Below are 14,403 nucleotides of genomic sequence, written 5' to 3'. Positions count from 1 at the left end.
TCCCTGATTCGTGCCACGCCCGCCAGAACTCTAGCCTTAAATCTTTCTTATTGATCAGCCCCGGCGGCGGCGAGCTCCGCGGACACGGGCAGCGCGCTGCCCTTCACGAACTCCTTCCAGCTCACGTCCCACGGGGTCCAGCCGTTTCCGTACGCCAGCTTGTCCTCCGTACCCCGCACGGTGATCGGATCACCCACGAGAGTCCGGGCGAACAGCCAGCGAGCGTTCGACGGGGACACGTTGACACATCCGTGTGACACATTCCGCCGGCCTTGGTCACCGACCGACCACGGAGCGGAGTGGATGTACTGCCCCGACCACGTGAGCCGCTGCGCGTAGTCGATCTCGGTGCGGTAGCCCTCGCCCGCCGGCAGCTCGTTCATCGTGTCGAAGACGGTGTGCTCCAGCTTCTCCATCACGACCATCGTGCCGCTGGACGACGGGTTCTTCTTCGAGCCCAGGCTCACCGGCATCGTCCGCACCGTCTTGCCGCCCTGCACCACGGTCATCTTCTTGGTCTTGTTGTCGACCTTCATGACGAAGCTGCGCCCGATCTTCGCGGTCGCGGACCGGTCCCGGTCGCCGTAGCGCCCGCCGCCGGTCGGCAGGCCACCCACCGCGATGCGCACTGTGAGCTTCGTCCCGCTCTGCCAGAACTCGGGCGCCCGGTAATAGGCCTGGGTGCCACTCGAGGTCCACGACCAGGTGCCGGGCTGCGCCGGCTCACTCTTGACGAACAACCGCTTCTGTACGGCGGCCCGGTCCGCCTTCTTGATCCCCGGGTTGAACTCCACCACGATCGGCATCGCCACGCCGTACGTGTGATCGTCGAACAGGTAGAGCCCCGTGCCGGTCTTCCGGGCGGGCTTGCCCATGGTGGTGAACGTGGTGGTCTTCGTCGCCGTGGCGCCGGCGGCATCCGTGGCCGTGACGCTCGCCTCGTACTTGGCGCTGGTCTTGAGGGGGCTCGCCGGCACCCAGGCCGAACCGTCCTCCCGCAGCGCGCCCGCGACGGCCTTGCCCTTCGCATCCTTCAGCGAGACCGTCGTCACCTGCCCGCCGGACACGCTGAACCCGATCTCCGCGCTGACCGGAACGCTCTTCTTCCCCGTGGCGGGAGTCACAGCCAGCTGAAGCGCCCCGGACTGGGCCGGAGCCGCCCCCGACACCGTGCCCGACTCGGTGACCGGCGCGCCCGCACTGGGCGCCACCGAACCGGCCGCCGCCGCACTCGGCGACGCCGAGCCGGACACCCCCGTAGCCGCTGCCGGCGCGTCGTCACCCTGCCCGCAAGCCGCCAGCGCCACGGGCGCCACCACCACCAGAGCCAGGGCCTTCAGGAGCCCTCGCCGCATGCTGACCATCATCTGCCCCGTCTCTCACGTTCCGCGCGGCCATCCTGCCTCACCCATGAAGAAGACGCCCTCCACCGACCGGAGGTTGCACGCGGCGATCATGCGGAGGGGGCGGATTTTTGGGCTCGGCAGGGGTCGTGTTAATGTTTCTCTCGTCGCCGGGGCGGACAGCCAAGGCGGCGAGAAACACCAGGCAGGGCCAGCAACACGGCAAGACAGCAAGACCGGCAGGATCCGGCGCCGCTAGCTCAATTGGCAGAGCAGCGGACTCTTAATCCGCGGGTTGTAGGTTCAAGTCCTACGCGGCGCACCCGATGCGACAGCAGACCGCTGTCGGGGAGAAATCCCCGGCGGCGGTTTTCGCTTTTCCGGCTCGCCGGACGAGCACTTCCCGGCCGCGCGAGCACGACCCCGGCCCCGCGAGCGCGTTTCCAGCCGCGCGAGCGCGTTTCCGACCACGCGAGCACGGTTCCCGGCCGCCGGGTCCGCCCACCCACCGCCGTCGGGCACATCTCCGGCCGCGCGAGCACGTTTCCGGCCGCGCGAGCACGCTTCCGGCCGCGCGAGCACGCTTCCGGCCGCGCGAGCACGCTTCCGGCTGCGGGGATTCGCCGGCCGGCTGCCGGGCAAGTGCGGCATCAACGCTGGGCGAGCGACAGCCCGATACTCGAGCACTTCCGGCTCTACCGCCGAGCAAAGGCGGCCCGACCACTGAGCGCTTCCGGCTCGACCGCTGCATGAGCGCGAGCCCCCGCACCGGGCCGGCGCGGGCCGATCGCTGACAACGCCGGCCACCCGTGGGACACGGCACGGCCGCCCTCGCCCTCGTGGTGACCGCCTGCATGACACCGGCGCCCGCGGCCCGGTGAGCGCAACGTCACAGCCGCCGGCCGCGGCGCCGTGCAGCAACGGGACTGTCTCTCTCGGACCGGTCAGCCAGGCGACCGTGGTGACCGAGATCTCCGACCCCACCCAGGCGTCCGGATCGGACGGCAGGCCGCTCACCGTCGCGGCCGCGCTCCGGGCAGGCGGCCCGGTCGACGAGTCCGCCGTCGACGAAACCGGCTCGATGGTCGCCTACGAGCCCGTCGTCCTCGTGGAGGCCTCCGCTGCGGGGGGATGAAGCGACCAGCGGCGTCGTCAGCTCCTGGCGGAGGCCGCGGTCCGGCATCGCGCAGTGCGACGCGAGCACCCCGGCGGCCGGGGACGTCGTGCTTGAGGTGATGGTGCTCGCCTGCTGAGGCCCGCCGGACGGCTCGGAGTTCCCTGGGAGAAGTCGAGATGCGTTCGCGATCCGGGCGCACGATACGGTAGCGTTCTGGCCTGAAGTGGACGGCCGCGCCCGCCGCGTTTTCAGATGCCGCACATCGCCCGCGCCGCATTGTTGCGGAGCGCCGACTGACAGTGATGTCGGCCGATTGGCGGGATGGTTCGCAACTGCGTGCTTCACGTCACTGTGATTGTGCGATCAAATGTCGGCCGGCTCTGCTTAATGCGGGGTTAAAGCGTTGGAAGCGCTCCCAACCACATCGGACCCGAGTCGCGTCTTCGCAGGTCATCCGGGGTGCGCGAAGCGGCGCGCTCCAGCAGTAGCCAAGGTGGACCCTCTTCTATATCCTGTCTCGGGATTACCGGGATGGGGCAGATTGAGGGCGCGGGCCAAAGGCTCGAAACGCGATCATCTCCCCGGCGGGAGAGGGTTGAATTTCTTTGTCTGTTATCACCGTCGGACGGTCGCGCCGAGCCGCGGCCGTCCTGCTCGCGGGGTCGCTCGTCGCCGCCTCCGGGTTGCTGGCGAGCCCGGCGGCGGCCGGCGTGGTGCCCGCGCCGGTCGCGGGGAAGCTGGTCTCGGCCAACCCCGTCGACGTGACGCCGCACGCGCTCAACGGCGAGGTGCGGGCGTTCGCGGAGATCGGTGACACGATCTACGTGGGCGGCTCGTTCACCCAGCTCCGGACGGCGGCCGCCGCGACGACGATCGCGCAGTCCTACCTCTTCTCCTACAACAAGAAGACCGGGGCGGTCAGCGCCACCTTCAAGCCCAAGCTGGACGGTGCCGTCAACGCGCTCCAGGTCAACTCCGCCGGCAAGCTGGTCGTGGGCGGCGCCTTCCGCAGCGTCAACGGCGTCGAGCGGCGCAACCTGGTGGCCGTCGACCCGTCGACCGGCGCGACCGTGAGCAGCTGGGCGGGCAAGTCCGACGGCGGCAACGTGCGCGTCCTGAAGCAGTACGGCGGGAAGATCTACGTCGGCGGCGCCTTCAACTATCTCAACGGCGTCGAGCGGCACGGGCTCGCCCGCGTCGACAGTGCCACCGGGGCGATCGACAGCGGATTCGTGGTGAACGCCACCGGCGGCCGCAACAGCGTCGCGCCGTACGTGTGGACGATGGACATCGCGCCGAACGGCCGGACGCTCGTCATCGGCGGCAACTTCACGCTGGTGAACAAGGTGTCGCGCAACCAGATCGCGGTGCTCGACCTCAGCACGACCGGGGCGCCGACCCTGGCGAACTGGAGCACCACGCGCTACGTGCCCCCGTGCAAGTCCCCGGCGACGTTCACGCACTACGTGCAGGACATCGACTTCTCCGACGACGGCTCCTACTTCATCGTGGGCAGCAACGGCGGCGAGGGCTGGCCGGCCGCCTACTGCGACACGCTGGCCCGCTTCGAGACGGCCACCCGGGGCACCGCCCTGGACGCCTCGTGGATCGACCTGACCGGCAACGACACGATCACCTCGGTCGAGGCCACCGGCAACGTCATCTACCTGGGCGGGCACTTCCGCTGGCTCAACAACCCGGGCGCCGTCGACAAGGCAGGCCCCGGCGCGGTGGACCGGCTGGGCATCGCCGCGGTCGACCCGGGCAACGGCATGCCGATCTCCTGGAACCCGCGGCGCTCGGGCGCCCCGACCGGCACCACGGCCTGGGGCTCGACGGTCCCGGTGATCTGGAAGGGCGCCGACGGCATCTACGTCGGGCAGAATTCCGACGGGCTGGGCAACGAGTACCACGGCCGGCTGGCGATGTTCCCGACCACCGGCGGGCGTACGGTCGCCGCCGTCCAGGCGCCCACGGCCGCGACCGGCTATCTGTGGTCCGGCGGCACCGCCAAGAAGCTCAAGCGGACCGCGTTCAACGGCACGACGCTCGGCGCCTCGACCACGGTCGCCCAGGCCAACATGACCGGCACGGGCTTCGCGACCCGCGCCGGCGACAAGCTCTACTGGGACAAGGCCGGCAAGCTGGTCACCTCGTCGGTGACGGGTGCGGGCGTCATCGGTGCTTCGTGGGCCACCGGCTACAACAGCTGGTACAGCACGTCCGCGATGCAGGGCGCGTTCTACTACAGCGGCCGGATCTATTACACGAAGTCCACGGCCGACAAGCTGTACTACCGCTACCTGGAGCCCGACGGTCACATCGTCGGCGCCACGGAGTTCACGGCGGCCACCACCGGCATCAAGTGGTCGACCGTGCGCGGCCTCACCTGGGTCAACGGCTCGATCGTCTACGGCAACACAGACGGCAAGTTGCGCAAGGTGACCTTCTCCCCGACGGCGGCGACGGTGGCCACCAGCTCGACGGTCAAGATCATTGACAACGGCAAGACCTGGACCAGCAAGACCCTGTATTTCGCAGCGCAGTAAAGAGACGGCGGCAAGTTGACGGCCGGGTGCCGATCGGGTGATGCTGCCCGACCGGCACCCGTCCGGGTGAACAACGTACGAACGGAGTGAAGGCAGCGTGGGCGACACGACAACGCTGGCCGGCGAGACCTCCGCGCCGCCGCACCGACCGCCTCTGCCGTCCGGCCCCGCCGGGCGGCTCGTCCGCGTGGTCTTCGGGCTCAAGCGGACCTGGTACAAGCTCCGCTATCCCGGCCTCACGCTGGGCAAAGACGTGCAGATCCGGGGCCGGATCCGGCTGCGGCGCGGCGTGCGGGTCACCATCGGCGACGGCTGCCGGCTCAACAAGCGGGTCCGCTTCGCCGGCCCGGGCGTGGTCACGATCGGGCCCGGTTCCCTGTTGAACGGCTCCTGGATCGGCTGCTGGACGACGGTGACCGTCGGGGCCGGCAGCCTGCTCTCGGATTGTGAGCTTGTCGACAACACGTTCCACAATCTCGACCCCGCCCGGCGGCACGAGCCCGCGTCGCCGAGCACCCGTGCGCCGATCACCGTCGGTGACAACGTGTGGATCGGGGCGGGCGCGCTCGTGCTCAAGGGCGTCACCATCGGCCGCGACTCGGTCGTGGGCGCGGCGGCCGTGGTGCGCGAGGACGTACCGGAACGGGTCGTGGTCATCGGCAACCCGCAGCAGATCGTGAAGCGCTTCGATGGCTGAGCTCATCGGCATGGACAGCACCGACATCGCCGGCGGGCGGCGCGCGGTCACGCTCACCGACCTCGTCCGCATCCCGGTGCACCGGTGGAAGCCGGTCGCGGCCGGCGCGCTGCTCGGCCTGCTGGCGGGCATCGTCTATCTGGTGCTGCCCGCGAAGTACGAGGGTGTCGCCGTGGTCGCCGTGCGCGCGGTCGTCACCGACCCGTTCAGCTATCCCGGGCCGGGCGCGGACCGCGTCGTCAACATGACCGTCGAGAACGGCATCGCCACCGGTACGGACGTCGTGGCCGCCGTGCAGGAGGCCACCGGCCAGAGCTCCGAGGCCGCCCGCAGCGGGCTGACCGTCGAGCTGCCCACCGGCACCCAGGTGCTGCGGTTCCGTTACGTGGCACCGGAGACCGGCGACGCCATCGCGGGCGCGAACGCCGCCGCGAACGCGTACCTGACGGTGCGCCAGGGCATCTACGCCAAGCAGCGGGACGCGATCCTCAAGTCGTACGACCAGAGCATCGACGAGATCACCAAGGAGCGCGACCAGCTCCGCGAGACCCTGTCGGACCGCAGCACCGAGAACGTCTCGGCCTCCACGACCGCCCTCCTCAACCAGCTCGGCGGCCTGGACGACCAGCTGGGCGACCTGACCGACCGGCGGACCACGACCGCGGCGATCGACGTGACGCCGGGCAACGTGACCCGGGTCGCGGCGCCGCCGCTGCCGTCCAACCACGACATGGCGCCCATCTACGCCTTCGTCGCGATCATCGCGGGCGCGCTGGCCGGCGCCGTGGGCTCGTTCGCGCTCGAGGGCCTGGACAGGCGGGTCCGCTCGGGCACCGAGGCGTCCGCGGTGAGCGGCTTCCCGCTGCTCGCCGACCTGGGCGGCCCGCGGTTCCGCAACGACAAGCGGCGGCACACGGCCGACCTGCGCTACCTGAGCCTGGCGATCCTGGGCCAGCTCGGCCCGATCCCGCACCGCCGCATCGTGCTGCTCAGCACGCAGCCGGGCGACCTGCCGACCTCGGTCGCGACCGGGCTGGCGCTGACGCTGGCCGGGCAGGGCAACACCGTCGGCTGGGAGGACCACACCAAGGACGCCTCCGACGCGCGCTCGCGGCTGGTGGCCGGCGGCGGCGACAACGGCAACGCCGGCGCGCAGCGCAACGGGACGGCGGTGGCCCGCGGGTCGTTCACCTCGTCCGTGCCGGTCGGCTCCGGCCGGATCCTGCTGCTGGCGCCGCCGGAGCCGGAGGCCGCCACGGTCACCGTGATCCGGGCCTCCCCCGCCGAGCAGGACGACTGGGGCATCCGGGCCGCGCGCGAGTCGGCCGCCGTGGTCGTCGTGCGCCGCGACTACACCCGGGCGACCGACCTGGAACGGCTCGCGAACACCCTCCGGCTCACCGGCGTCAACGTGCTGGGGGTCGTAGCGGTGGGACCACATGACTGACACCCAGATCATCCGGCTGCCGGAGAAGCCGAAGATCCGCATCCCCATCACCCGGCTCCCGATCTGGCCGATCCTGGTGATGTTCGGCGGCATGCCGCTGCTGTGGGTCTCCGGCGGGTTCTTCCTGCTCTGGCCGGCCTTCGGGCTCGTCCTGCTCCTGCTGCTCGTGCTGCGGCGGGAGCGGGTCGAGCTGCCGTCGGGCACCGGTGTCTGGGTCGTCTTCTGCGGGCTCGTCGCCCTCTCCTTCACCCGGCTGTCGGGCGGCGGGGACCTGCTGGTCGCCGGGTTGCGCTTCGCCTTCTACGCGACCGCGGCGACCGTGTTCGTCTACATCTACGCGACCCTGCGCGAGGGGCAGCACTGGCACCGGATCTTCCGGCCGCTGGCGCTCTTCTGGCTCGGGCTGGTCGTGCTGGGCTGGGTGGGCGTGCTGTTCCCCCGGCTGTCCGTGGTCAGCCCGCTCGAGGCGGCGCTGCCCGACAACCTGGCCGCGAACCCGTTCATCTTCGACCTGGTGCACCTGCAGGCCAGCGAGTTCAGCGAGACGTCGGCGAACCCGATCTTCCGGCCGTCGGCGCCGTACCCGTACACCAACACGTGGGGCAGCACGTGGGCGGTGCTGCTGCCGTGCATGATCGCGTACCTGCTGTCCACCCGCGGCCGCGTCCTGCGCGTCCTCCTGCTCGTCTCGCTGCCGCTGTCGATCGTGCCGGCGTTCCTCACGCTCAACCGGGCCATGTTCCTGAGCCTCGGCGCGGGCCTCGCCGTCCTCGCCTTCCGCGGCATCGCCCGCCGCCAGATCAAGGTGATCGTCACCGTGATCCTGGCCGCCGGCCTGGGCGGGCTCACCACGCTCTTCATCCCGGTCACTCAGCTCATCTCCAACCGCACCAGCAACAGTGACAGCACGGTCGACCGGCTCAGCCTCTACTCGCAGGCGCTGCTGTTGGCCGAGCGCTCGCCGCTGCTCGGCTACGGCGGACCGGTCACAGTGGACACCACCACGGCCGCGGCACCGGTCGGTACGCAGGGCCAGTTCTGGCAGGTGCTGGTGTCGCACGGCGTCCCCGCGGCGCTGCTGTTCGTCGGCTGGTTCCTGCTCGTCGCCCTCAAGCTGGGCCGCGCGGTGTCCGCGGCCGGCCAGTGGCTCGCCACGGTCCCGGTGATCGGCCTCGTGCAGCTGCCGTTCTACGGCGTGACCTTCCAGAACCTCTCCGTGCTCTGCTTCGCCGCCGGCCTGGCGATGGCCGCGGTCGACGGCCCGGTACGCCGCCCGGTCCGCGTCTTCGAGATGGCCCTCACGCGCCGCCCGACGCAGGGGGTGCTGTGACCACCGCGACAGCCGAGCGCCGCCAGGGTGCCCGCAGCGGCCTGATCGGTCTCGCCGGCGCCGCTGTCAGCGGCCTCTTCGGCTTCCTGCTCGCCGTCGTGCTGGCCCGCGGCTTCGGCCCGGACGGCGCCGGCGCCATTTTCACCGCGATCGGCCTGCTGACCGTCGTCTCCGCCGTCTGTTGCCTGGGCGCCGACACGGCTCTGGTCTGGGCCCTCCCCCGGCACCCCGGCGCCAAGCGCAGCCTGCTCACCGTCGCCCTCCTCCCGCCCCTGACCCTGAGCATCCTGGTGGCCGTCGCGGGCCTCGCGACAGAGGTCGTGCTGCTCGCCGTCCCCGTCATGGTGGCGATGACGATCCTGCTGTCCGCCGTGCGCGCCACGCGACCGATCGGCTCGTACGCTGCCGTCCAGTTTGTCCTGTTGCCCGTGGGCCGGCCGATTCTCATCGGTGCGGTCGCGCTCGCCGGCGGCGGGGTGGCCGCGGCCATGGTGGGCTGGGTTCTCCCGGCGGTCGCGGCCCTCGTGGTCTGCCTCCTGCTGGTCGGCCGCCCCGGCAAGCCGGAGGAATGGCGGACGCTCTGGGGCTTCGCGTTGCCCCGCGCGGTGTCGGCGGCCATCGACAGCAGCAGCATGTGGGTGGGCGTCCTGCTCACCGCGGCGCTGGCGACCCAGGCCGACGCGGGCGTCTTCGGCGGTGTCGGCCGGTACGTCCTCGCCGGCCAGCTCGCCCTCCAGGGCCTGCGCGTGGCGATCGCGCCGCAGCTGTCCCGCCTGCTCGGCGCGGGTCGCACCGGCGAGGCCGCGGCGGTGCACCGGCAGACGACCACCGTCGCCATCGCGCTGTCGTGGCCGATCTACCTGTTGCTCGCCCTGTTCGCCCCGGCGTTCCTGCGCTTGTTCGGCGGCGAGTTCACGGCGGGCGCAACGGCGATGGCGATCCTCGCGGGCGCCATGCTCGTCAACGTGGGGCTGGGGACCGTACAGACGGTGTTGCTGATGAGCGGCCGCAGCCGCAACCATCTGGTGGCCACCGTGGCCGGTCTGGCCTGCACCGTCGGTCTCAGCTTCCTGCTCATTCCCGGGTACGGCCTCACGGGCGCCGCCACGGCCTGGGGCACCGGCATCGTGGTCGAGAACGTGATTGCCGCCCTCGCCGCCCGCAAGGTCATCGGCGCCGCGGTCCTCAGCCGCCAGGCCGTCCTGACAGCGGCCGCCACGCTCGCCGCGGTGGGGCTCACCGGCGCCGCCGGCATCGCCATTGCCGGCCGCGGAACAACAGGTCTCCTCGTCACGGCCGCCCTGCTGGCCTGCATTCTCCTGGTCGCGGCCACTGATCGCCGCGTGCGGGCCGCCGTGACGATCCGAATGAAAGGGCTGAGGCCGTGACCACGCTCAAGGACAAGGCGAAGAGCATCGCGCCGGCCGGCCTGCGGGAACAGGCCAAGAAGCCGCTCGTCCGCTACGGCGAGGCGACCAGCGAGCAACGGGCGCTGCCGGACTTCCTGGTCATCGGCACCAAGCGCGGCGGCACCACGTCGTTGTGGAACTACCTGATCCGGCACCCGCTCGTGCCGCGGCTGTTCCCCGCGTGGAACACCAAGACCTCGCACTACTTCGAGGAGAACTGGCACCGCGGCGAGCAGTGGTACCGCTCGCACTTCCCGACCGACCGGCGGCGCAAGGCCCTCGAGCGCAAGTACGGCGCCGAGCCCAAGGTCGGCGAGGCCGCGCCGCTGTACATGTTCCACCCGCTCGCCCCGTACCGGGTGCGCTCGCTCATGCCCGAGGTGCGGCTGGTCTGCCTGCTCCGGGACCCGGTCGAGCGGGCCTACTCGCACTGGAAGGAGCGCCGGACCGAGGGCAAGGAGCCGCTGGGCTTCGCCGAGGCGCTGGCTGCAGAGGAGGAACGTACGGCCGGCGAGCGGGAGCGGCTCATCGACGACCCGAACCTGTTCAGCGAGGCGTACGACTGGTACACGTACCGGGCGCGGGGCCGTTATCTGGAGCACCTCGAGCCGTGGTTGCAGCGGTTCCCCCGGCAGCAGCTGCTGTTCGTGCCCAGCGAGACCCTGTACGCCGACCCCGCCGCGACGTACGCCAAGGTGTTGCGGTTCATCGGTCTGCCCCCGCACGAGCTGGACAGCTACGAGGTGTTCAACGGCCGCAAGTCGGCCCCGATGGACCCGGCGATCCGCGCGGAGCTGACCGACTACTACCGGCCCTACAACGCGGCGCTGGCCGAGCGGCTCGGCATGACGTTCGAGTGGGCCGGATGAGCCTCGACCCCCGGGCACGCGAGGACGGGCTGGGCTGGGTCACGCGCGCGCTCTTCCCCGGCGACGCGTGGCAGGTCACCGTGGGGCGGCACGCGGCTCCCGGCGCGCCGGCGTGGGCGATCGTGCCGTCGGTCGAGCGCGCGCGGTTCCTCATCCCGCTGGGCAACCGGCGGGTGGCGGCGAGCTCGATGCTGGCGTACAACGGGCTGCGCTCGGGTCCCACCCGCGCCGCGCGGGCGGTGATGGGATCCTTCGCCCGGGCGGGTGCGTTGCCGTTCCCCGTCCTCTCCGCGACGGGCGGCGAGTCCCTTGCCGACCATCTCGCCTCGGTGTTGCGGGAGCCGGCCCTGCTCGCGGCGATCGGCATCCGGCCGCCCGATCCCAACCGCAAGCCGACCCTGCAGCTCTTCGGGCCCGACGGCCAGCCGCGCGGCTATGCGAAGGTCGGCTGGAACCAGGCCACACGCGGGCTGGTCCGCGCCGAGTCCGCTGCTCTGCGCGGGCTGCCGCGCAACGCCGGACCCGACTACCCCATCACGCCGCGGCCGCTGCACGCCGGCGAGTGGGCGGGCCAGGAGATCGGCGTCACCGCTCCCCTGCCCGAGCGGGTGCGCCGGCTCACCGATCCGGACGAGCCGCGACCGGCGGCGATGCTCGCGGTGGCGCGGCGCGGCGGCCCGGCTGGGGAGCGGGTTCCCCTGGCGGAGTCACCCTTCCTGCACCGCTTGCGCCAGGAGACCGACCGGGTCCCGGGCCCGGAGGGTACGGCGATCCGCACCGCCGTGGCAGCGCTGGCGTCCCGGGCCGCCGGGGTCGCCGTCGAGTTCGGTGACTGGCACGGCGACTGGGTGCCGTGGAACCTCGGTGAGGTGCCCGCGGCGACACCGGCACTGGTCGCCTGGGACTGGGAGCACAGTGGACCGGGCGTGCCCGTCGGCTTCGACCTGGCGCACCAGGCGTTCAACACCGCTCTGGTCGTGGGTGGCCGGCGCGCGGGCGAGGCTGCCGGGGCGGCCGTCGCGGCGGTGCGGCGGCACGGTCCCGCGCTGGGGCTGGAGCCCGCGGCGGCCGGGCCGGTGGTGGACGCGTACCTGATCGAGATGTGGTTGCGCACGTGGCGGCTCGCCGCCGGGGGCGCGGGCTGGAATCCGGACCTGCACCCCGCGCTGCTGGAGGTTCTCGAATTCCGGAATTCGTGACGCCGAGTATTCGCCTCGGCACGCAGCAAAACCTACTTTCGCAATAGGGTATGTCGCATCCCACTCCGCGTGACCATGCAAATCGAACATGTTGAATTCCGCCTGAACACACCCTGCTCAGCCGGGCCGGAATTTTGCACGATACGAAGATCGAGCACCGAAGAAATACGCGGCTGCGTACCGCCCTCTGGCGCTTCGCCGGGGCCGCGGGATATACATTTCAGGTTGCCGCTACATTGGCCGCCATTGACCTGTAGAGGGGGTTGCATGCCTGCCGTGCCGGACGACAATCCGGAGGGGCCGCCACTGCTCTTCGTCGCGTCCAGCGGCGGCCATCTGGCCCAGCTGCTCGCCCTCGAGCCGTGGTACAGGGAGCGGTCCCGGCACTGGGTCAGCTTCGACACCCCGGACGCGCTCTCGCTGCTGCAGGGCGAGGACGTCACGTGGGCGCACCACCCGACGACCCGCAACGTGTGGAACCTCCTCCGCAACCTGCTGCTGGCCCTGCGCGTCGTGCGGCGCGGGCGGGTCAGCGCGCTGCTGACGACCGGCGCCGGCGTGGCCGTGCCGTTCGTGTTCATGGCCTGGGTGCTGCGGATCCCCACCGTCTACATCGAGGTCATCGACCGCATCGACACCCCGACGCTGACCGCCCGCCTGTGCCGCCCGCTGCTCTCGGCGATGCTGGTGCAGTGGGAGGAGCAGCGCCGCTTCTACCCCGATGCCACGGTGGTGGGTCAGCTGATATGACCCTGCCCCGGCACGAGACGGCGGCGATCCCCCAGCCGCGGTCGGGGGCGCACGACGATCACCCGCAGCACACCGGCACGCTCGACGTCCTGGTGTCGGTGGGCACCGACAAGCACCACTTCGACCGGCTCCTGGGCTGGGTCGAGCAGTGGTGGCTGCGGCAGCCCGTCCGGCCCCGGCTCGTCGTCCAGCACGGCAGCAGCCGGCCGCCACTGATCCCCGGCGCCACCCCGTTCCTCGCGCACGACCAGCTCGGCGCGGCCATGGCCCAGGCCCGGGTCGTGGTCACGCACGGCGGGCCCGCCAGCATCACCGAGGCCCGGCGGCACGGTCACCTGCCGATCGTGGTGGCGCGCGATCCGGCGTACGGGGAGCATGTCGACAATCACCAGATGCTCTTCGCCTCGCGGATGGCCGCGAGCGGGGTCATCCGCCTGTGTTCCTCGGCGCGCGAGCTGGAGCTGGCCCTCCGCGACGGGCTGTCCGGCTTCCCGGCCCATGTCACCACCGCCCCGGCGGCCGCGCAGATGGCCGCCGTGCACCGGGTCGGCCAGATCGTCGACGGACTGCTCGCGGACAAGAGGCGGCGGCGCAAGTGACCCTCGTCTCCGTGGTCATCCCGACCCGGGACCGTCCCGAGCTCCTGCGTCGGGCCATCGAGGCGGTGACCGCCCAGGAGCACGCCGGCCCGATCGAGGTCGTCGTGGTCTACGACCGGTCCGAGCCGGACCTGTCGCTCGCCCGGTCCTCCTCCGATCGCACGGTCCGGGTGATCGTCAACGACCGCAAGCCCGGGCTGGCGGGCGCGCGCAACACCGGCATCCTCGCCGCCCGGGGCTCCTTCGTGGGCTTCTGCGACGATGACGACGAGTGGCTGCCCGGCAAGCTCAAGTCCCAGCTCGCCGCGCTCGAGGCGACCGGCGGCGACTTCGCGTGCTGCGGCATCCGGGTCACCTACGACGGCACCGAGTTCGACCGGGTGCTGGACCTGGACCGGATCCCGCTGAGCGCCCTGCTGCGCGACCGGATGACCGAGCTGCATCCGTCCACGTTCCTCATGCGAGCCTCGGCGCTGCGCGACGGCATCGGGCTCGTCGACGAGGAGATCCCGGGCAGCTACGCGGAGGACTACGAGTTCCTGCTGCGGGCCGCTCGGCACGCGCCCCTGGTCAACGTGCGGGAGCCGGGCACGATCGTGCGCTGGCACCGCAGTTCCTACTTCTCCCAGCGCTGGCAGACCATCTCGTCGGCGCTGCGGTGGCTGCTGGAGCGCTACCCCGAGTTCGAGCAGGAGCCCGCCGGGCTGGCCCGGGTCGCGGGGCAGATCGCCTTCGCCGAGGCCGCCCAGGGCCGCTCCCGGGCCGCGGCGCACTGGGCGCGGCGGACCCTCGCGGGCAACCGCCGGGAGCCGCGCGCCTATCTCGCGATGGCGGTGGCCGGGCGGCTCATTCGCCCGGGCACCGTGGTCCGCATCCTGCACAAGCGCGGCCGCGGGATCTGACAGGCCGCAGGCCCGCGTCCCGCACAAGCGCCGCCGCGCGATCCGACAGGCCCGCAGGCCCGCGTCCCCCACAAGCGCCGCCGCGCGATCCGACAGGCCCGCAGGCCCGCGCAAGCGCCGCCGCGGGATCTAGTAGGCCCCGCTGGCCCGCAGGACCGCCCCCCGCTGAAGACCACCTTCTCCTTCGTCGAC

The 14,403-nt window shown here is 71.6% G+C and carries 12 protein-coding genes and 1 tRNA gene; 12 read left to right on the top strand and 1 reads right to left on the bottom strand.

What is annotated here, in order from left to right; all coding sequences use genetic code 11:
* Positions 1–47 precede the first annotated feature (47 nt).
* Positions 48–1,364, bottom strand: coding sequence for a L,D-transpeptidase (locus tag RBH18_RS29095; RefSeq protein WP_306213624.1), 1,317 nt, complete (start codon positions 1,362–1,364; stop codon positions 48–50).
* 228 nt (positions 1,365–1,592) lie between these two features.
* Here RBH18_RS29095 and RBH18_RS29090 point away from each other — a divergent pair.
* The 12 genes from RBH18_RS29090 (at position 1,593) to RBH18_RS29035 (ending at position 14,211) form a co-directional block, all read left to right on the top strand.
* Positions 1,593–1,665 (top strand) — tRNA-Lys (locus RBH18_RS29090).
* A gap of 639 nt (positions 1,666–2,304) precedes the next feature.
* Positions 2,305–2,478, top strand: coding sequence for a hypothetical protein (locus RBH18_RS29085; protein WP_306213583.1), 174 nt, complete (start codon positions 2,305–2,307; stop codon positions 2,476–2,478).
* Between the two features lie 632 nt (positions 2,479–3,110).
* Positions 3,111–5,009 (top strand): delta-60 repeat domain-containing protein, encoded by a 1,899-nt coding sequence (locus RBH18_RS29080; protein ID WP_372339004.1) that lies wholly within the window; start codon positions 3,111–3,113, stop codon positions 5,007–5,009.
* A gap of 154 nt (positions 5,010–5,163) precedes the next feature.
* On the top strand, positions 5,164–5,706 hold the full coding sequence (locus RBH18_RS29075) for an acyltransferase (protein WP_306213622.1): 543 nt from the start codon (positions 5,164–5,166) through the stop codon (positions 5,704–5,706).
* Positions 5,699–7,153: a hypothetical protein gene (locus RBH18_RS29070; RefSeq protein WP_306213579.1), complete on the top strand. Its 1,455-nt coding sequence runs from the start codon at positions 5,699–5,701 to the stop codon at positions 7,151–7,153. The genes RBH18_RS29075 and RBH18_RS29070 overlap by 8 nt, the downstream gene beginning before the upstream one ends.
* A complete protein-coding gene (locus RBH18_RS29065) occupies positions 7,146–8,483 on the top strand; it encodes an O-antigen ligase family protein (RefSeq protein WP_306213577.1) in 1,338 nt (445 codons plus the stop codon). The genes RBH18_RS29070 and RBH18_RS29065 overlap by 8 nt, the downstream gene beginning before the upstream one ends.
* Positions 8,480–9,871 carry an MATE family efflux transporter gene (locus RBH18_RS29060; RefSeq protein WP_306213575.1) on the top strand — a complete coding sequence of 464 codons (1,392 nt, stop codon included), beginning with the start codon at positions 8,480–8,482 and terminating at the stop codon, positions 9,869–9,871. Before RBH18_RS29065 ends, RBH18_RS29060 begins: the two co-directional genes overlap by 4 nt.
* Positions 9,872–9,897: 26 nt before the next feature.
* Positions 9,898–10,761: a sulfotransferase domain-containing protein gene (locus RBH18_RS29055; protein WP_372339003.1), complete on the top strand. Its 864-nt coding sequence runs from the start codon at positions 9,898–9,900 to the stop codon at positions 10,759–10,761.
* Positions 10,758–11,960, top strand: a complete 1,203-nt coding sequence (locus RBH18_RS29050; protein WP_306213571.1) for a hypothetical protein — start codon at positions 10,758–10,760, stop codon at positions 11,958–11,960. Before RBH18_RS29055 ends, RBH18_RS29050 begins: the two co-directional genes overlap by 4 nt.
* A gap of 267 nt (positions 11,961–12,227) precedes the next feature.
* A complete protein-coding gene (locus tag RBH18_RS29045) occupies positions 12,228–12,710 on the top strand; it encodes a glycosyltransferase family protein (protein WP_306213569.1) in 483 nt (160 codons plus the stop codon).
* Positions 12,707–13,309 (top strand): glycosyltransferase, encoded by a 603-nt coding sequence (locus tag RBH18_RS29040; RefSeq protein ID WP_306213567.1) that lies wholly within the window; start codon positions 12,707–12,709, stop codon positions 13,307–13,309. The genes RBH18_RS29045 and RBH18_RS29040 overlap by 4 nt, the downstream gene beginning before the upstream one ends.
* Entirely contained in the window at positions 13,306–14,211 is a 906-nt protein-coding gene (locus RBH18_RS29035; protein WP_306213565.1) for a glycosyltransferase family 2 protein, read from the top strand. The genes RBH18_RS29040 and RBH18_RS29035 overlap by 4 nt, the downstream gene beginning before the upstream one ends.
* Positions 14,212–14,403 lie beyond the last annotated feature (192 nt).

Source organism: Actinoplanes oryzae, from assembly GCF_030757795.1.
Classification (GTDB): domain Bacteria; phylum Actinomycetota; class Actinomycetes; order Mycobacteriales; family Micromonosporaceae; genus Actinoplanes.
This window is presented reverse-complemented; position numbering and strand designations above follow the sequence as displayed.